Source organism: Pseudomonas sp. 18.1.10, assembly GCF_024655625.1.
In the GTDB taxonomy this organism is placed as follows: Bacteria; Pseudomonadota; Gammaproteobacteria; order Pseudomonadales; family Pseudomonadaceae; genus Aquipseudomonas.
This window is the reverse complement of record NZ_JANLGL010000118.1, coordinates 1-18,873: the sequence shown is the minus strand read 5'-3', so window position 1 is coordinate 18,873 and position 18,873 is coordinate 1. Positions and strand designations below refer to the sequence as shown.

18 protein-coding genes are annotated in these 18,873 nt (G+C 61.9%); 14 read left to right on the top strand and 4 right to left on the bottom strand.

The window, feature by feature from the left end:
* Positions 1-97: 97 nt before the first annotated feature.
* Positions 98-1,198, bottom strand: a complete 1,101-nt coding sequence (gene gbcB, locus NUV89_RS19070; RefSeq protein ID WP_017738440.1) for a glycine-betaine demethylase subunit GbcB — start codon at positions 1,196-1,198, stop codon at positions 98-100.
* A 284-nt stretch (positions 1,199-1,482) separates the two neighbouring features.
* On the opposite strand from gbcB, the gene gbcA reads away from it, so the two are divergent.
* The 14 genes from gbcA (at position 1,483) to NUV89_RS19000 (ending at position 14,708) form a co-directional block, all read left to right on the top strand.
* Positions 1,483-2,778 (top strand): glycine-betaine demethylase subunit GbcA, encoded by a 1,296-nt coding sequence (gene gbcA / locus NUV89_RS19065; RefSeq protein WP_017738439.1) that lies wholly within the window; start codon positions 1,483-1,485, stop codon positions 2,776-2,778.
* An 852-nt stretch (positions 2,779-3,630) separates the two neighbouring features.
* The gene (locus NUV89_RS19060) at positions 3,631-4,125 is read left to right on the top strand and encodes a prepilin-type N-terminal cleavage/methylation domain-containing protein (protein ID WP_257782529.1); all 495 of its coding nucleotides are present in this window, start codon (positions 3,631-3,633) and stop codon (positions 4,123-4,125) included.
* Complete coding sequence (locus NUV89_RS19055) at positions 4,100-4,480, top strand: type II secretion system protein (protein ID WP_257782528.1); 381 nt, start codon at positions 4,100-4,102, stop codon at positions 4,478-4,480. The genes NUV89_RS19060 and NUV89_RS19055 overlap by 26 nt, the downstream gene beginning before the upstream one ends.
* Complete coding sequence (locus NUV89_RS19050; protein WP_257782527.1) at positions 4,467-4,973, top strand: type II secretion system protein; 507 nt, start codon at positions 4,467-4,469, stop codon at positions 4,971-4,973. Before NUV89_RS19055 ends, NUV89_RS19050 begins: the two co-directional genes overlap by 14 nt.
* Before the next feature lie 74 nt (positions 4,974-5,047).
* On the top strand, positions 5,048-6,496 hold the full coding sequence (locus NUV89_RS19045) for a lytic polysaccharide monooxygenase (protein WP_257782526.1): 1,449 nt from the start codon (positions 5,048-5,050) through the stop codon (positions 6,494-6,496).
* 252 nt (positions 6,497-6,748) lie between these two features.
* Positions 6,749-7,180 carry a type II secretion system major pseudopilin GspG gene (gene gspG / locus NUV89_RS19040; protein WP_257782525.1) on the top strand — a complete coding sequence of 144 codons (432 nt, stop codon included), beginning with the start codon at positions 6,749-6,751 and terminating at the stop codon, positions 7,178-7,180.
* A gap of 1 nt (position 7,181) precedes the next feature.
* On the top strand, positions 7,182-7,646 hold the full coding sequence (locus NUV89_RS19035; RefSeq protein WP_257782524.1) for a transglycosylase SLT domain-containing protein: 465 nt from the start codon (positions 7,182-7,184) through the stop codon (positions 7,644-7,646).
* Positions 7,643-8,827, top strand: coding sequence for a type II secretion system F family protein (locus tag NUV89_RS19030; RefSeq protein WP_257782523.1), 1,185 nt, complete (start codon positions 7,643-7,645; stop codon positions 8,825-8,827). Before NUV89_RS19035 ends, NUV89_RS19030 begins: the two co-directional genes overlap by 4 nt.
* 4 nt (positions 8,828-8,831) lie before the next feature.
* Complete coding sequence (locus NUV89_RS19025) at positions 8,832-10,469, top strand: GspE/PulE family protein (protein WP_257782522.1); 1,638 nt, start codon at positions 8,832-8,834, stop codon at positions 10,467-10,469.
* A complete protein-coding gene (locus tag NUV89_RS19020; protein ID WP_257782521.1) occupies positions 10,450-11,175 on the top strand; it encodes a hypothetical protein in 726 nt (241 codons plus the stop codon). The genes NUV89_RS19025 and NUV89_RS19020 overlap by 20 nt, the downstream gene beginning before the upstream one ends.
* A complete protein-coding gene (locus tag NUV89_RS19015; protein ID WP_257782520.1) occupies positions 11,172-11,726 on the top strand; it encodes a hypothetical protein in 555 nt (184 codons plus the stop codon). The genes NUV89_RS19020 and NUV89_RS19015 overlap by 4 nt, the downstream gene beginning before the upstream one ends.
* 7 nt (positions 11,727-11,733) lie before the next feature.
* Positions 11,734-12,270 carry a hypothetical protein gene (locus NUV89_RS19010; RefSeq protein ID WP_257782519.1) on the top strand — a complete coding sequence of 179 codons (537 nt, stop codon included), beginning with the start codon at positions 11,734-11,736 and terminating at the stop codon, positions 12,268-12,270.
* Complete coding sequence (locus tag NUV89_RS19005) at positions 12,267-12,752, top strand: hypothetical protein (RefSeq protein ID WP_257782518.1); 486 nt, start codon at positions 12,267-12,269, stop codon at positions 12,750-12,752. The genes NUV89_RS19010 and NUV89_RS19005 overlap by 4 nt, the downstream gene beginning before the upstream one ends.
* Before the next feature lie 18 nt (positions 12,753-12,770).
* Positions 12,771-14,708 (top strand): secretin N-terminal domain-containing protein, encoded by a 1,938-nt coding sequence (locus NUV89_RS19000; RefSeq protein WP_257782517.1) that lies wholly within the window; start codon positions 12,771-12,773, stop codon positions 14,706-14,708.
* A 120-nt stretch (positions 14,709-14,828) separates the two neighbouring features.
* Here NUV89_RS19000 and NUV89_RS18995 read toward each other — a convergent pair whose 3' ends face one another.
* From NUV89_RS18995 to dgcB, 3 genes are read right to left on the bottom strand one after another with little or no spacing between them, the layout of a single operon-like run.
* Positions 14,829-15,599, bottom strand: a complete 771-nt coding sequence (locus NUV89_RS18995; protein ID WP_257782516.1) for an electron transfer flavoprotein subunit beta — start codon at positions 15,597-15,599, stop codon at positions 14,829-14,831.
* A 10-nt stretch (positions 15,600-15,609) separates the two neighbouring features.
* The gene (locus NUV89_RS18990; protein WP_257782515.1) at positions 15,610-16,830 is read right to left on the bottom strand and encodes an electron transfer flavoprotein subunit alpha/FixB family protein; all 1,221 of its coding nucleotides are present in this window, start codon (positions 16,828-16,830) and stop codon (positions 15,610-15,612) included.
* Positions 16,830-18,773 (bottom strand): dimethylglycine demethylation protein DgcB, encoded by a 1,944-nt coding sequence (gene dgcB, locus NUV89_RS18985; protein WP_257782514.1) that lies wholly within the window; start codon positions 18,771-18,773, stop codon positions 16,830-16,832. The genes NUV89_RS18990 and dgcB overlap by 1 nt, the downstream gene beginning before the upstream one ends.
* Between the last annotated feature and the right edge of the window lie 100 nt (positions 18,774-18,873).

Genomic DNA, 18,873 nt, shown 5'->3' with positions numbered 1-18,873 from the left:
GCAGAGTGTCAGTCACCCGATAAGTCACTGACACACCGCTTTCGCGAGCAAGCCCGCTCCCACACAAGCCAGCTCCCACATTGAACTGCGCTCGCTGTCAGAACTCGATGCGCACATCGCCTTTCGGCACGCTGCAGCACGACAGGATGTACCCCTCGGCTTCGTCTTCCTCGGTGATCCCGCCGTTGTGCTCCATCTCGACTTCGCCGCCCAGCTTCATCACCTTGCACGTCCCGCAGATCCCCATGCCGCAGGCTTTCGGGATCAACAAGCCCAGCTTGGCTGCCGCGGCGTGTACGGTTTCGCCGGGGGCGACGCGAATGCTTTTGCCCGAGGCAATGAATTCCACCTGGTGCAGGTCCGCCAGGTCGACTTCCGGTGCATCCGCAGCCTGTTCAGCTTGTTCCACCGCATCGGCACGGGCTTCCGGTGGCGTCGCACCAAAGGATTCCTCGTGATAACGCGCCATGTCGAAACCGGCGACTTCCAACAGGCGCTTCACCGCATTCATGTAGGGCGTCGGCCCGCAGCAGAACACTTCGCGCTCGAGGAAGTCCGGCACCATCAATTCCAGCATCTTGTGGTTCAGGTAACCGCGATAACCCGCCCACGGCTCGCCCAGGCCGTGTTTTTCACAGATCAGGTGCAGGCTGAAGTTGTCGATGCGCGACGCCATGTGCTCCAGCTCGCGGTGGTAGATGATGTCCTTGGGCGAGCGGGCGCTGTGGATAAACGTCATGTCGACATTAGCGTTGGTGTCGTAGAACCAGCGCGCCATGGACATCACCGGGGTGATCCCCACGCCGCCGCTGAGGTACAGCACTTTCGGGCTCGGGAAGTCGATGGCGTTGAACAACCCCACCGGCCCGTGCACCGCCAGTTCCTGGCCTTCGTGCAGCGTATCGTGCAGCCAGTTGGAGACCTTGCCGCCCGGTACGCGCTTGATCGTCACCGAGAAGCTGTACGGTACCGACGGCGAACTGGAAATGGTGTAGGACCGCATGATCGGCTGGCCTTCGATTTCCAGCTCCAGGGTGACGAACTGCCCCGGCTTGAAAAAGAACAGGATCGGCTGGTCGGCCATGAAACAGAAGGTGCGCACGTCCCAGGTTTCCTGGATGACTTTGACGCAACGGACGATGTGCCGACCATTGGCCCAGGTCTGGGTGGTTACCGGATTCAGGAAGCTGTTGGACATGCTGATTCTCCACTGCCGATGTTCGGCTTTATGGTGGCGATTCTGCGTAACGGCGCAAACGCCCATTTACCTATCTGCGACATTCACATACTTATCGCGACCAGCCCCCAACGACCGGGGGTTGCGCGTCGGGAACAGATTGGGGCATGTCGCCCATGGATAAGGTTCGACGCATCGGCGGCCCCACACTCGCTCCCAACAACGACGCTTTCTTTACGCCTTGCACTGCACTAACCGTAGCCACTATTCGCCGGCCACACAGAATGGCCATGAGGACACACACGATGGACGTCACCGCAACCTTAAGCTTGGGCGATCCGCTGGAACCCGCACGCAAGGCCACCGCGCAAATGCTGCAAGAGCGCGAGCGCACCTTCTCGCTGCCACAGCCGTTTTACTCTGATGAGCGGCTGTTCGATATCGACATGCAGGAGATCTTCCAGAAAGAGTGGTTGATCGCCGGCATGACCTGCGAGATCCCTGCCAAGGGCAACTACCTGACCCTGCAAGTGGGCAAGAACCCGATCATCGTGATCCGTGGCGCCGAAGGCGTGGTCCATGCATTCCACAACGTCTGCCGCCACCGCGGTTCGCGCTTGTGCACCAGCGACAAGGGCAAGGTCGCCAAACTGGTCTGCCATTATCACCAGTGGACCTACGAGCTGGACGGCCGCCTGCTGTTCGCCGGCACCGAGATGGGCGCCGACTTCGACATGAAGCAATACGGCTTGAAACCGGTGAACGTGAAGACCGCCGGTGGCTACATCTTCATCAGCCTGGCCGAGAACCCGCCGGCCATCGATGACTTCCTGTCGACGCTGAACCATTACATGGAACCGTATGACATGGAGAACACCAAGGTGGCGATCCAGACCACCTTGTTCGAAAAAGCCAACTGGAAGCTGGTGCTGGAAAACAACCGCGAGTGCTACCACTGCAACGCGTCGCACCCGGAACTGCTGAAAACCCTGCTGGAATGGGACGACGTCACCGACCCGCGCGCCGACCAGGCGTTCAAGGACCATGTCGCCGCCTCCGCTGCTGCCTGGGACGCCGAAAAGATCCCTTACGCCCACGCCAGCTTCGGCCTGCGCAACCGTATCGTGCGCATGCCGCTGCTCAAGGGCACCGTGTCGATGACCCTCGACGGCAAGCAGGGCTGCAAGAAGTTGATGGGCCGCATCCAGAACCCGGACCTGGGCTCGATGCGCATCCTGCACCTGCCTCATTCGTGGAACCACTGCATGGGCGACCACATCATCGTGTTCACCGTGTGGCCGATCAGCGCCCAGGAAACCATGGTCACCACCAAGTGGATCGTGCACAAGGACGCTGTCGAAGGCGTGGACTACGACGTGGAGCGCATGCGCCAGGTGTGGGACGCCACCAACGACCAGGACCGGCGCCTGGCCGAAGAAAACCAGCGCGGTATCAACTCCACGGCCTATCAGCCAGGCCCGTACTCCAAGACCTATGAGTTCGGCGTGGTGAACTTCGTGGATTGGTACAGCGAGCGCATGCTCAGCAACCTGGGCGCGGCGCCGGCGCCGTACCTCAAGGGTGTTGCCGTACACGAATAAAAATGTGCGAGCGGGCTTGTGTGGGAGCGGGCTTGCTCGCGAAAGCGGTAGATCAGTTGAACATGCATTGACTGACACACCGCCTTCGCGGGCAAGCCCGCTCCCACATTTGGATCTGCACACTGTTCAAAATCTAGCCAGACCGCCTCCAGCCCGCTAACCCCCTGCCCTCCAGCCTTTACCCAACAACTTATCCACAAAGACACCCACAGCAATTGTGGGCAACTGTGCTTGTCGTCCACAAATAACTGAAGAAAATCCGTGACTTATTCAAGTAGACGGTTTCAGGCAGACACTGGTCAATTTTTAACCATAACTCTGTAAGCAGCGAAAACCGTGGCCTGTAGCGGTACGCAAACACCTTATCCACAGAACCGCCAACAGACTTTGGGTGTAACTTTGGCTGCGCTGTGGAAAACCACGCCAAAGCTTCATAAACCAAGGCTTTCAGAGCTTTCATTCGCATTTACAGGCAAATTGGTCAATTTTTAATCATGTCGGCGAAAGCCTTTATCCATAAGGCCTGTAGCCAATAGCGAACATCTTATCCACAGAAGCGCCAACAGACTTTGGGGGCAAGTCCAGGTCCCTCGGCGTCCTTATCCACACAAAAACCACCCTAAAAACCGGCACTTAGCCTGGTTATTTTTCGTACAAGGGCCTGTAGCCGTTGATTCACGTGGCCTGTGGACAACCACGAACACCTTATCCACAGCCCCGCACACAGCGATTGTGGGTAACCGCGGCAACTGTACAAAAAACATACGGCATCTACACTTTCCCTTGCAGTTCATTTCACAAGCCTGGGTTAACGCGGAAGTCCTTGGCGGGATAACAGGAGACACAACGGTGATGCGGCAGGGTAAAACCAGCCATCACTGCGCCACAGGTTTTACGCTGATTGAATTGCTACTGACGCTGGCCCTGCTGGCCACGCTCGCGACAGTGGCTTATCCGCTGACGGCATTGATGGGTAAACGCGACCGGGAACTGGACTTGCAACGTTCGTTGCGGGAGATCCGCCGCGCCATCGATTCCTATAAAGAGGCCAGCGACGACGGCCGCATCGAAAAAAGCGTGACCGCCAGTGGTTACCCACCGACCCTGCACGTGCTGGTCGAAGGCGTCACGGATAAAACCAACCTGCAAGGCAACAAACTCTATTTCCTGCGCCGCATTCCACGCGACCCGATGTGCGAGTGCTCCGAGCTTGCGCCGGAAAAAACCTGGCAACTGCGCAGCTACAAAAGCACCGCCGACAACCCACAAGAGGGAGAGGATGTATTCGACGTTTCATCCCGCAGCCCCCGGGAGAGTTTGAATGGAACGTTATACAGCCAGTGGTGATCGGGGTTTTACCCTGATCGAGTTGCTGGTGGTCATGGCCATTATCGCCACCCTCATGACCCTGGTGACGCCCCAGTATTTCCGCCAGCACGCCAAGGCCCAGGAAACCGTGTTGCGCCACAACCTGTCGGCCATCCGCCAGGCGCTGGACCAATACCGCGAAGACCACGGCGCCAACCCCGACTCCCTGCAAGCCCTGGTGGATAAACGCTACCTGCGCGAGGTGCCCAAGGACCCGGTGACCGGCAGCCGCGACACCTGGCAACTGCAACCCTCGGACGAACAAGGCCTGGGCGACGTGCGCAGCGGTGCGCCCGGCACGGCCAACGACGGGAGCGCCTATGCCGACTGGTAAACAGCGCCAGCACGGCTCGGTGTTCATGGGCATGTTGGTGACGGTGGCGGTGGTCGCCGTGATGCTGATGGAAGTGGGCACGCTGTGGTCCAGCGTGTTGCAGCGCGAGCGGGAGTTGGAACTGCTGGCGCGGGGCAATGAGATACGCCGGGCAATTGGGTTGTATTACCGGGAGGGCAATACCTTCCCCAAGACACTCGAAGACCTGGTGCTCGACCGCCGCCAGCCAACGACCCAGCGCTACTTGCGCAAGGCCTACGACGATCCGCTGACCGGCACTGCCGACTGGGGGGTGGTTGAAGGACCGGGCGAAACCCTCATGGGTGTGTTCAGCAAGGCCAAGGGCACGCCGTTCAAACAAGGCAATTTCTCAGCCATCAATCAAGGTTTTACAGGGCAAGGTAGTTATCAAGGGTGGGTGTTTCTGTATGGCTCTGTACAGAGTAACCCTCTAACCCGCACCGCTCCCGTGGGAGATGAGCTGAACCGATGACATGAATGCATTTACACAACTGATCGTTCCAGCAGTTCGGAACTTGTTTATCTGAATTGAAGGTGGAATTGAGCATGAACAACTTATTTAGATATATGAGTGTGTTTCAAAAGTACTTGCTGACAGCCTGTATGTTGATGCCCATACAGACCGTTTTTGCCCATGGCGATGTGGACGGTTCACGGCCTGACAAGTGTAGTAAGGGACTGAACACTAACTGTGGGGGCGCACAATGGGAGCGACAAAGCACAGGCGAAACCTACAAGGGCTTTCCCAATGGCCAAGGCGGCGCACCAGGGCAAGGACCGATTGATGGCGAAATTGCCAGCGGCAGCAATGACCGCTTCGCGCCTTTGGACGCCCAGACAGCCACTCGATGGAATAAAACGGATGTTTCAGATTTGAATATCTCGTTCACATGGACTTTTACCGCGCCACACCCGGCCACCATGTATGAGTACTTCATTACAAAAAACGGCTGGAATCAGAACCAACCCCTCACACGTGCGTCATTCGACTCCGCACCTTTCTGTAGCATCAACGCGGGCAACGTGGTGCCTGCCACGGGTCTCACTCACAACTGCGTGATTCCCCCAGGCAAGAGTGGCTACCACGTTATTCTCGCGAAGTGGACCGTTGGTGACACCCCGATGGCATTTCACAAACCCATTGACGTGAACATCGAGATCGGGCCAGGCGTACCTGGCATGAAAAAGATCGGCACTATTTTGCCCGTAGACACCTTACTGCCCGGAGATTCGGTTAAGGCGCGTGCGTTCACCAGTTCTGGAGAAAGCCAGACTTATACCGTTTCGACCACTATCGGAACGCCAGAAGAAGGGATGCAGGAGCAATGGCCTCGTATTCTCGCGAAAAAATTCAATGACACTCAAACATTAGTCAAAGCAGGCAAGCCTCAAGCCGATGGAACGATTGTTCCCGAAAGCGGTGAAAATGATATTTACGCCGCCCCGGCAAGTTTGATAACTCATTACGAAATAGAGAAAGACATCAAGGAAAATCCTAATGCGCGCATGGCCATATCCGCACTCCCTGCTGAAAACAAACTAACCGATGGGAAATATGATCTGAAATTCACCGTCATTGCCAACCCAACAATGAACGTGGAAGCCACGTTATTTGATGCTGCCAACAAAGCAGTAGGGACAGCCAAAGGCGTTGTAGGCAACACAGGAGCCTGGCTGGATATGGCTATCCGTTCTCAGCCTGGGCTGCATACGCTCATTGCGACAGGAACAACCGAAGATGGCCGGACTTCACGCCAGTCCTCAGCCCCTCTCACACTGACCGGCACGGGTGAACCGCAAAAATATGACTTCGTATTCCCTGATCAACTGAAGTCATACAAAGCTGGAACCCTCGTACTTCAACCCAAAAATGGCAAGATCTACGAATGCAAGCCGGGAGGCGTCTCCGGATGGTGCACGATATGGACGCAGAGTGCGACCCAGTATGAGCCAGAATTCGGATCTAATTGGCAGGATGCTTGGATTGCCAAATAAGCACACCGACAACTCCATATAGGACATATCGTAAACATTGAAGCGTCGCGAGAACCTCGCGGCGCTTTTCCAAAAAGGCTTGTTATTCACAATAACGATATAGAAAAGTGCCAATCGTTATAGGGTGCCCTTCGGCGCCGTATATCGACCGACGCTACAGTTGGAATAAGTACTGGTTCTAACGCAGTTCTACCGGCGGTGCCCGCCTAAAATCCGGGCCGGAAGAGTTACACACAACCGCCGGGTATCGCCATGCGCACACGCTCGCTTATCCACAACCCCCAACACGGCTTCACCCTGCTGGAGCTGCTGGTCGTCCTCCTCATCATCGCCCTCCTCGCCGGCTACGTCGGCCCGAAGATGTTCGACCGCCTCGAACTGGCCAAAGTCCAGACCGCCCAAGGCCAGATGAAGGCCCTGGCGGATGCCTTGAACCAATACCGCCTCGACACGGGCAACTACCCCGACGAGACCCTTGGCCTGAACGCACTCACCACCCGCCCGGCCAACGCGAACAACTGGCAGGGGCCTTATCTGAAGACGTTGCCCCCCGATCCGTGGGGCAACCCGTACCTGTTCAAGAACCCCGGTTCACCGCCCAACGACGCAGAGATCATTTCGCTCGGCCGAGACGGCAAGGCCGGCGGGGAGAACACCTACGCCGATATCGTGTACGGCCTGTGACATGCGCAGGCTGCTGCTGGCCCTGACCCTGGTGTGCCTCGCGGGCACCACCCAGGCCAATTGCTGGCAATTGGCGGCCAGCCGTTATCACATCGACCCACTGTTGCTGTACGCCATTGCCAAGGTCGAGTCCGGCCTCAACCCTCGCGCGCGCAATATCAACGGCGATGGCAGCCAGGACATCGGCCTGATGCAAATCAACACGCGCCACTTGCCCGCCCTCGCGCAGTTCGGCATTACCGAGCGACATTTGATGACCCAGCCCTGCACCAGTGTGATGGTCGGCGCGTGGATTCTGGCCGGGTTCATTCAAGAAAAGGGCTACGGCTGGCAAGCCGTCGGTGCCTACAACGCAGGGGCAAAACCTGGCCGGGATGAGCGTCGCACCCGCTATGCGCTGGCGGTATGGCGCTACTACGGCGAGTTGCTGCAGCAACGCCAGCAGCTGGCGAGGCAAACCCCATGATCGACATCGACGCCCGCATCATCCGCGATGGCCATTTGCAGACCCTGCGTCTGCAAGCTGTCGACGTGACCCAGGCCCGCCAGCAACTGCAAGCCGCAGGTGCCCACGTCATCTCGCTCAAGGCCCGGCGCCAACTCGCCTTGCCCAGCCGCCGCGCGAAGTTCGCCCTGGGCCTGTTTATCCAGGAGCTGGTGGTGTTGCTGGACGCCGGCCTGGTGCTGGTGGAGGCGGTGGAAACCCTGCGCGACAAGGCGCCACCCGGGATCAACCGGCAGGTCATGGCTGATTTGCTCGCGTCGATGTACGAAGGCAATTCATTGTCCAGGGCGATGCAGCTCAAGCCCCAGGTGTTTCCCGAGCTGTTGATCGCCACCGTGGCCTCGTCCGAACACAGCGGCCAACTGGCCGTGGCGCTACGGCGTTATCACCATTTCGAAGCGCACCTGGAGACGGTGAAAAAGCGCGTGAGCGGCGCGCTGATGTACCCCTTGGTGGTGCTCAGCGTAGGGGCGTTGATCTTGCTGTTCCTGTTGTTTTTCGTGATTCCGCGCTTCGCCTCGGTGTTCGACGCGGTGGCCGATCTGCCCGCCACCGCGCGCTTTATGGTGGGGTGGGGCGCGCTGGTGGATACCCGCGGCACCGAGCTGTTGATCGGCGTGGTGCTGGCGATTGTCGCGCTCGTGGTGCTGTTTCGCAGCGCCGCGTTCAAGCGCCGGGTCGCCGATCTGTTCTGGAAAATCCCCAGCCTCGGCGCCCAGCGCACGCTGTTTATCCTCGCGCGCTTTTATCGCACCGCCGGCATGTTGCTGATGGGCGGGATGCCAGTGGTCACAGCGGTGCAAATGTCCGGTGCACTGCTGCCCACCGAGCGCCAGACTGACCTGCGCCACGCCATCAGCGATATCCAGGCCGGCCAGCCGCTGTCCACGTCCCTGGCGCGCCATCAACTGACCACCGCTGTCGCTGAACGCCTGCTGCGCGTCGGCGAGCAAAGCGGCGAATTGGCGGCCATGTGCGAGCGCATTGCGCAGTTTCACGACGAAGCGCTGGAACGCGCCATCGAGCTGTTCAGCAAGGTTTTCGAACCGTTGCTGATGTTGGTGGTGGGCGGGCTGATCGGCCTGATCGTGTTCATGCTGTACATGCCGATTTTCGAACTGGCCGGGTCCATACAGGGGTAGTGCCATGAGCGAACAGACACGCCAATGGCAAGCGCTGGCAGAGCAGCGGTCAATGTCCTTGGCCAACTACCTGCTGGAAGTGCTGCACAACAGCCCCGATCAATTGCGCAGCATCGCCGCGCCGCTGGGCTTGATCGCCATCGAGCCCGGCTACCTGGAACAGCACTGGCGTTTCGACGTGTTGTCACTGCCCCTGGCGTTGCTCCACAACGTGCTGCCCGTGGACTATCAGGGCCGCACCTGCCTGGTGCTGGGCGAGCCGTTTGCCCAGGCCAACCGGCACTGGATCCAGGCCTCCCCCAACCTGCGCCAACTGCCGCTGGCCATGAGCCTGCCGGACGCGGTCAAGGCCCAACTGAAACTCGCCGAAACCAGCCAGCGCGTCATGCAGCCCTTCGGCGCAGGCGACGAAAACGCCCGCGTCGGCCAGGCCGCCGAGGAAATTTCCCTGAGCAGCATTGCCCGCGACGACAACCCGGTGGTGCGCCTGGTCAATTCGATGCTGTTCGACGCCTTGCAAAGCCGCGCCAGCGATATTCATGTGGAAACCAACCCCGAAGGCCTGGAGATCAAGTACCGCATCGACGGCGTGTTGCAAAAGATGGGCAACGCCAGCGGCCTGGACATGGCCGAACAGGCGCTGTCACGGATCAAGGTGCTGTCGGAACTGGATATCGGCGAACGCCGGGTGCCCCAGGACGGGCGGTTCAAGATGAAAATCCAGGGCCGCGAGGTGGATTTTCGCGTGTCGATCATGCCCAGCATCCACGGCGAAGACGCGGTGCTGCGCATCCTCGACAAGTCCCAGCGCGGCGAATCCCTGAGCCTGGAAAGCCTCGGCCTGGCCGCTGACACCATCGCGCGTATTCGCGTGTTGGCCCGCGAGCCCTACGGTATGTTGATCGTTACCGGGCCTACGGGCAGTGGCAAATCCACCACCCTGTATGCCGCACTCACTGAAATCAACACCGGGGAGCAGAAGATCATCACCATCGAGGACCCGGTCGAATATCACCTGGCCGGGGTGACGCAGATCCCGGTCAACGACAAGAAGGGCCTGACGTTCGCCCGTGGCCTGCGCTCGATCCTGCGCCACGACCCCGACACGATCCTGGTGGGGGAAATCCGTGATGGCGAAACCGCTGGCATCGCCGTGCAAGCCGCCTTGACCGGGCACCGCGTGCTGACCTCGTTGCACGCCAACAGCGCCTTCAGCGTTCTTGAGCGTTTCAGCTACATGGACGTCGATGCCCACAGCGTGGTGGAAGCCCTCAACGGCGTAGTCGCCCAACGCCTGGTGCGACGCATCTGCCCGGATTGTGGGATCAGCACCAAACCCGATGCAGAAATCGCCCGGCTCGCCCACTTGACCAGCACCCAGCTCAAGCAGGGCCACTACCGCATCGGCAAAGGCTGCGAAGCCTGTCGCCACACCGGCTATCGCGGGCGGATCGCCCTGGCGGAAGTGCTCAACATGACCGACAGCATCAAACAAGGCCTGCTCGACCGCAGCTCCGCATCCACCTTGCGCGAGCTGGCGCGTGAAGCGGGGCACGAGTTCATCCGCGAAATCGCCCTGGCCCATGCCGCCCGGGGGGAGACCACGCTCAAGGAGATCCACCGTGTCATTTCCCTTTACTGAACATGTGGTGTGGTTGCACAGCGGCGGTGCCACCTGGGCTGCCCGCCCACGCTGGCGGGGTGCAACCGTGTGGCGCGCGGAACAGGCCGGCGAGCCGTTGGCGGCCTGTGCGCAATTGCTGGAGCAGGCACCGCGCGGGCGCGTGCGGTTTCTGGACCGGGCCAGTGTGCTGCTGGGCTTTCCCCATGTGCAGTACCTGATGCTGCCATGGCAAACCGGCCTGCATCGCCAGGCTGACTGGCAAGGGTTCGCCGAAGCCGCGTTCAACCAGCAGGCCGGGATGAGTACCGAGGGCTGGCAGGTGCAGGTCGCCCACAGTGCCTTCGGCCATGACCGCCTCGCGGTGGCGATCCAACGCGATCTGCTGCAAGACCTGCGCGACCTGTTCAAGCTGGCGCGCTTGCCCCTGCTGACCTGCACCCCGCTGCTCACGGCCGTGGCCCAGCGCTACTGGCGATACCTGCCCGAAGACTGCGTGCTGGCGGTCCCCGAATCCGACGCCCTCAGCTGCCTCTATCGGCAACAGGGCGCGCCGGCCCAGGTGTGCGTGCTGCCCACCCAACCCGACAGCCAGTTGAGCGACAACCTGTTCACCGCCGACCTGCTCACGCAGCGCAGCGCGGCGGCCACGCTGATTGTCGCCAACCGCCCTGTCGCGCCATGGCTGGGGCCGTTGCATCCCTGGCTGGAGGACGCCCCCGTATGAAACCCTGGCTCGCCAATGCCTGGCAGCTGCTGCGTACGCCCCCTGCGCCCACGGTTGATTTCCAACGCGCCAACGCGCCCCTTCGGCCACTGATCGGCGTGTTGTGGCTGGTGGCGCTCGTGCTCCTGTTCAACACCTGGCAGCACTGGCAGCGCATGGAGCAACAGCAACTGCACACCGATGAACTGGAGCAGCAGTTCATCCAGTTGACGCGCCGCCAAGAGCAGTTGATCCAGGCCGCGATTCGCCTCTCTCCGCAACAAAAACAGCAACTGGCCGCGTTTTCCCGACAAGCGATCACGCCCTTCCCGCTGATGGACGCCGTAGCCCGGGCCTGGTCCGCAGACATCGCCCTGACGCGGGTGGAGGTCAACACCCAGACCCAGCTGTTGCTGTTGGAACTTGAAGCCAAGGCGCTGGGCGATGCGTTCCGCTTTGTCGAACGGCTCAAGGCCCAACCCGGGGTCCATGTGCACTTGCAACAGAGCGCGCGCAAAGCCAACGACCCGCAGCACCCCGTGCAGGTCAAGCTTGCCGTTGGCACGGGGTAAGCCACCTATGGACACGTTGACCCGCCACCTGCCGCGCTTGCGCTGGTACCTGCTGCAATGGCAGCAGAGCCTGGGCTTCTGGGGCCTGCTGGCGTTGATCCTGATGGCCGCAGCGCTGGTGATCGATGCCACGGTGGTGCACCCGGCGAGCATCGCCGACAGCCAGCGGCGCCAGGAACTGCAAGCCGCTATCGCCGAACAGCCCCAGGATGTTCAAGTCACTGAACCTGCGGTGGTGGACGAGATGCCCAGCGCCGCTGACTTCGCCCCACGCCTGGAAAAGCTGCTGGACACCCTCGGCCGGCGCGGTTTCATCGTCGACCAAACCACCCTCGCCTACTCCGTCCCCGGCGATATCGGCCTGCAACGCCTGGACGTGGAGATCCCCCTCTCCGGCCCCTACAGCCTGTTGCGCGAAGCCTTGGCAGATGCGGCGCAAGAACCAGCGGTGCGCATCGAAAGCCTGACCCTGGAACGCAAGGAAATCGTCAGCGGCTTGCTGAGTATCAACCTCAAGGTCAGCGTACTGGGGGTGATGGAATGAAACTGCCGCTGTATTTGCGCGTGCTGTTGCTGCTGACCCTGGTCGGCTGCGGCTGGCTGTTCTGGCAGGACACCCCGGAGAACCCCGCCCCCCGGCCCAGCGCGGCCGTGGTCAAGCCCGCCGAGCCTGCGCCGGCGCCAACGCCCGCGCCCCAACCGGGAACAGCGATCGACCTGTTCCCAGCCCAGTCCTGGACCCCACCACCGCCGCCGGCCGCCGTGGATACCGCGCCGCCCAAACCGCCGCCGCTGCCCTTCACCGTCAGCGCGCAATGGCGTTACGAGCACCAGGGAAAAATCGTCGTACTGCGCGGCAACGGCACCCAGTACACCCTGTGCAACCGCTGCGCGGTGCCCGGGCGCATCGTGCCGGGCAAGATGCTCGACGCCCACTACCGGCTGGACAAACTCACCGACACCGCCGTGGTGCTGACCTACCTGCCGCTCAAGCATGTCAGCACCCTGCGCCTGGACCACCAATGACCGGGCAAGGATACGATCATGACGAGACGTACGTGGATTCCCCTGAGCCTGGCGCTGCTGCTCCATGGCTGTGAGACCCAACGGGCGCTCAAGCACAGCGATGAGCTACGCCAACAGGGCGATATCGTCAGGTCAGTCGAAGTGTTGCAAGCCGAAGCCAAGCAATCGCCTGACGACATGCAATTGCGCACGGCGCAATTCGGCAAGCTGGAACTGCTGGTTGCCCAATACAGCCGCGAGGCCAGCACCGCGCTGATGCGCGGCGACGACGCGGCGGCCATCCGCGCCCTGGAAACCATCCTCAAATACGACCCCGGCAACCTCGGCGCGCGCCAGGAAATCCAGAGCATCCAGGCCATGAAACAACTGCGTCCGCAGCTGGCGCGGGCCTATGAGATGAAACGCGCCAACCCGGTAGAGGCGCTCAACCTGGTGCGCCAGATCATCGCGCAAAAGCCCAACTACCGAGAGGCCCTGGACTTTCGCAACGCCCTGACCCGCGAACTGGTGAGCGCCGATTACCTCAGCGCAGACCTGTCCGACGCCATGCGCAAACCCCTGAGCCTGGAGTTCAGCTCACAGAGCCTGAGCACGATTTTCGAAACCATCGCGCGCTTGTCGGGGGTCAACTTTGTCATCGACAAGGACGTCAACCCCAGTGCGTCCGCCAGTATGACGGCCAGCCGCACCACCGCCGAAGATGCCCTGAACCTGCTGCTAACCACCCAGGGCCTGGAGAAGAAAATCCTCAACAACAACACCATCCTGATCTACCCCCGGCGGCCGGACAAAGAACGCGAATACCGCGAACTGGCGGTGCGCACCTTCTACCTCAGCCATGGCGACGCCAAGGTCGTCGCCGCCGAGATCAAGCAGGTGCTCAAGCCCAAGGAAGTGCTGGTGGATGAGCGCTTGAACGCGGTGATCGTACGTGATGGGCTCGACACCCTGAGCGCCGTGGAGAAGATGGTCGAGGCCATTGATATCGCGCAGTCGGAAGTGACCATTGATATCCAGGTGCTGGAGGTCAGTCTGGCGGATGAGTTGAACCTGGGCATCAAGTACCCGGAGAGCGTGGGGGTGTCGGTGGGCAACCTGGCCAACGTGCCCGCCGGGCTGGCGGGCGTGCCCCTCAGCGCATTGCGCGGGATCAATGGTGACAACATCCTGCTGGACTCGGGGAGCACCTCGGCGCGCATCAATATGCTGCAACGCAGCGGCAACACCGTGACCCTGGCCAACCCCCGGGTGCGGGTGCGGAACCGCGAAGAGGCGTCGGTGAATATCGGCGACAAGATCCCCGTCGTCACCACGACCACGGCCAACCAGATCACCACATCATCGGTGTCTTACCAGGACGTAGGGCTGCAAATCACCGTCAAGCCGATCATCAGCCTCAGCGATGAGGTGAACCTGGAATTGAATGTGGAAATGAGCCACATCACCAAGCGCATCGAAGCAACGGACAGTGTGCCGGCGACGTTCGAACTGGGGTCCCGCGCCACCAAGACCCTGCTGACCGCACGCAACAACGAAACCCAGATTGTCTCGGGCCTGATCCGCACCGCCGACATCGACGAAGGCTCGGGGCTACCCTGGTTGAGCCAAATCCCCTGGATTGGCAAGAAGCTGTTTGGCACCAACAAAAGCACCCAGCAGAAAACCGAGATCATCCTGCTGCTGACGCCGAGAATCGAACGCAACCTGGACCTGCCGATCTCGCAGATCAGCACCTTCCACAGCGGCACCGAGGCGCGCAGCTCGACGGAAGGCATGATCCTGCGGGATACCACCGAGAAGATGATCCTCAAGCCCACCGGCGGCGACCCGACGCCTGCGCTGCCGCCGCCGATGCAACAGCCGGATGCCAACTGGGCACCGCTGCCGCCACCGTTGCCGGAGTTGGTGCCCAAGCCTGTGCCTGTGCCGACACCTCAGGCGCCCCAGACACAGTGAAAATCCAATGTGGGAGCGGGCTTGCTCGCGAATGCGGTGGATCAGTCGGTCAATTGGTTGACTGACACACCGCATTCGCGAACAAGCCCGCTCCCACACTTGATTTTCTGCGCTGTCGGGTTAGCGCACGACGCCCTCTTCCACCAACAACTTGAGGATCGCCTGGGCGCCCTCTTCCGCGCTCACGCCCTTGAGCACTTGCCCACCGCCGCCACTGGCTTTGGCCGTCGCCGCCTTCATCCGGTCCGCACCGCTCTTGGCCTTGATGACCTTCAGGCGCTTGGGCCGAGGCTTGGCCGGTTGCAGCACGGCGTCGGTGAACAACCCGTCCTCTTCCACCTCGACCTCATGGGCCGCCAACTCACCCCGTTGCGCCGGCCCGTAGGCACTTTGCCGTGGCTTGGGCGCGGCGTTGTCCACGGTGGCGAGGAACGGCAGACGCACCTTCAACCGCCGCCGCTGCCCGCGCGGCAACGCTTGCAGCACATGCGCCACGCCGCCGTCGATGGACTCCACTTGCGCCAGCCCGACAATCAACGGCCAGCCCAATTGTTCGGCGAGCAAAAACGGCAACATGCCCGAGCCCTCACCGGTTTCCGCCTGGCTGCCGGCGAGCACCACGTGGGCACCGGCATCGCGCAGGTAGTCGCTGAGCACCGGCAACGCATCGCTGCCCGCCGGTTGTTCCAGCACATGCAATTGCGGCAGGCCCATGCCCAGGTAACTGCGCAGGGTCGGCTCGTTGATATTGCCGGCGTGCAGCACCTGCAACTGATCCCCCGCCATCTGCAAACCCAGCTCGACCGCGCGCGCGTCCTGCTCGGCGCGGCGTGGGCGCCCGGAAGTGGGGTGGGCGCCGATGGACACCAGGCTGATTACATTCGTGGTCATGGCCAACTCCTTAAGCCGCATCGCGCTTGGCGCCGTTGCGGTAGGTTTCTACCGCAGCGATCAAGGCTTGCAAGATTGCGGCGCTGTCGCCGATCACCGACAGGTCGGCACGCTTGATCATGTCGCAACTCGGGTCGAGGTTGATCGCCACCACCTTGTCGCAGGCACCGATGCCTTGCAGGTGCTGGATCGCCCCGGAAATACCCACCGCCACGTAGACCCGCGCGGTGACCCAGATGCCACTGGCGCCAACCTGGCGGTCACGGGCCATAAAGCCATCGTCCACCGCCACCCGTGACGCGCCTTCGGTGGCGCCGAGGGCGGCGGCGGTCTGGTGGAACAGCGCCCAGTCCTTCACGCCATTGCCGCCGGAGAAAATGAATTCGGCTTCGGCCATCGGAATCGCTGCCGGGTCCACCGCCACCGCGCCGAGGTCTTCGATACGCGGCAGGCTGCGTGCCAGGCCTGTGGATAACTCCACGGGCAAAACTTCGTGACGGGTTTCGCTGACCGGCTCCGCGCACTCCACGGCAGCGAGGATCAGGCGCGGCAGCGGCCGGGCCAAGTCTTCCTGGCCCGCGCCGGCACGGCCGATGCACTCGTCACCCTTGATCTGCCACACGCGCGTCGCCGGGCGTTCCTTGAGGCTGGCGGCAAAGCGCCGACCCAATTCGCCGCCGCCGCTGCGGCTGTCCGGCAGCAACCAGTGGCGTGGGTTGAACTGGTTATCCACAGCCCGCAGACCTTGCACCCGTTGTTCCGGTGCATAACCGTCGAACTCATGGCCCTCCAGCACCAGCAGGCGATCGACACCGGCCGTGGCAAACGCGCTTTCCTTATGCTCGCCAAACACCACCGCCAGCACCGCGCCGTCACTGCCGGCGAGTTGGCGGGCGAGGCCGAGCAAGTCGCGGTCGTGGCTGCTCAGGCGGCCACCGACCATGTCCGGCACCACGTTGATGTAGAACGCCGGCGCGGCAACCTGATGCAGCGGCAACTGCACTTCCACCGCCGCCGTGCGCTTGGCCGCGCCGCCCTGCTGGGCGCCGCTGCGGTCGATGCGCTTGATCCCGTTGGGGCCGATAAAACCGACGCCATGGACGTTCTTGCGGATGACGCCGTTGGGCCCCATCCAACTGTGTTGCACCGGTTGCATCGCCGCATGCAGCGGGTGCAGGCGGTTGCGGGCGATCCATTCAGCCCGGGGGTCGCGGCGGATAATGTCGCTCATCAGTGCACCTCCGCAGGTTCACGCTTTAGGGGGGCTTTGGCTGGCGCAGCGTCTTCCAGCAACGCATCGGCCACCAGTTCCGCGATGTCCTTAATCAGTGGACGCGGTTCGACTACGCCCTCAAGCATCGCCGTGCACTGTGGACAACCCACCGCCACCAGTTCGGCGCCGGTTTCGCGGATGTCTTCCATGCGCATATCGGGAATGCGTTGCTTGCCCGGAATGTCGGTGATCGGCGCCCCGCCACCGCCGCCGCAGCAGCGTGAACGGAAGCCCGAGCGTTGCATCTCCTTGACCTCGATCCCCAGCGCGCGCAGCACCTGGCGCGGCGCCTCGTATTCGCCGTTGTAGCGGCCCAGGTAGCACGGGTCGTGATAGGTCACGCTGTTGCCCTTGTGCTGGCCCAGGTTCAGCGCGCCCTCGCCGATCAGTTCGGCCATGAAGGTGCTGTGGTGCTGCACCACGTAGTTGCCGTTGAAGGCGCCGTACTCGTTTTTCAGCACATGGAAACTGTGGGGGTCGCAGGTGACGATGCGCTTGAAACTGTACTTGGCCAGGGTCTGGATATTGCGCGAAGCGAGCAACTGGAAAGTCGCTTCGTCGCCCAGGCGGCGGGCCACGTCGCCGCTGTCGCGTTCTTCCAGGCCGAGCACGGCGAAGTCGACATTCGCCGCCTTGAGCACTTTGACGAAGGCACGCAGGGTGCGTTGGTTGCGCATGTCGAAGGCGCCGTCGCCGACCCAGAACAACACGTCGGCGGAGCCTTTTTCACTGAGCAACGGCAGGTTCAAATCCGCCGCCCAGTTCAAGCGACCGCCCGGGGCAAAACCGCCGGGGTTGTCGGTGGCGATGAGGTTTTCGAGGACTTCCGCGCCTTTGTTCGGCGTGGCGCCTTTTTCCAGGGTGAGGTGGCGGCGCATGTCGACGATGGCGTCCACGTGCTCGATCATCATCGGGCACTCTTCCACGCAGGCGCGGCAGGTGGTGCAGGACCACAGGGTCTCGGCGTCCACCAAACCGTTGACGATCGGCTGGTGCGGGTTGCCGCTGTGTTCGCCAATGGCCTTTCCTGGATACGGGCTGCCGGCGAACTTGGCATCGGTGCCACCGGCCAGGCCGACGACCATGTCCTGGATCAGCTTTTTCGGGTTCAGCGGCTGGCCGGCAGCAAAGGCCGGGCACGCGGCTTCGCACTTGCCGCACTGCACGCAGGCGTCGAAACCGAGCAGTTGGTTCCAGGTGAAATCCTTGGGTTTTTCCACGCCCAGGGGCGCGGTCTTGTCGCTCAGATCCAGCGGTTTCAAACCGGTGGAACGCCCGCCGCCGAAACGCTCGGCGCGGCGGTGCCAGGCCAGGTGCAGGGCACCGGCGAAGGCGTGCTTCATCGGGCCGCCCCAGGTCATGCCGAAGAACATCTCGCTCACGCCCCACAACACACCCACACTCAACAACGCCGCGAGCAGCCAGCCGCCGAAGTCCGCCGGCAGAATCCCGGCCACCGGCAAGGTCACCAGGAAGAAGCTCACCGAGAACGCCATCAGGCTTTTCGGCAGGCGCATCCACGGGCCTTTCGACAGGCGTGACGGCGGGTTGCGCCGCCGCAGGTAGACGAAGGTCGCGCCAACAAACATCAGCACCGAGGCCAGCAGCAAGGCGTAGCCGAGGAGGCGGTTGTGCAGGCCGAAGCCGTGCACGAGGATGGCGAGGAATGCCGACAGCACAAAGCCCAGCGCCGTGGCGACGTGGGTGTTGGCGATGTATTTGTCGCGGGCGACCACATGGTGCAGGTCGACCATGTAGCGCTTGGGCATGGCCAACAGGCCGCCCAGCAGGTCGACTTTGGACGCACGGCCACGGCGCCACATGTTTACCCGGCGCAGGGCGCCGAGGACGGCAAGGCCCAGGGCGGCAAACAATAAAATGGGAAGCAAGGTGTTCAACATGGTGAAGCTCCCAAAGACCACACAGGTCTACTGTGAAACTGGCCCTAAATGTGGGAGCGGGCTTGCTCGCGAAGGCGGTGTGTCAGCTGACGCATCCGGT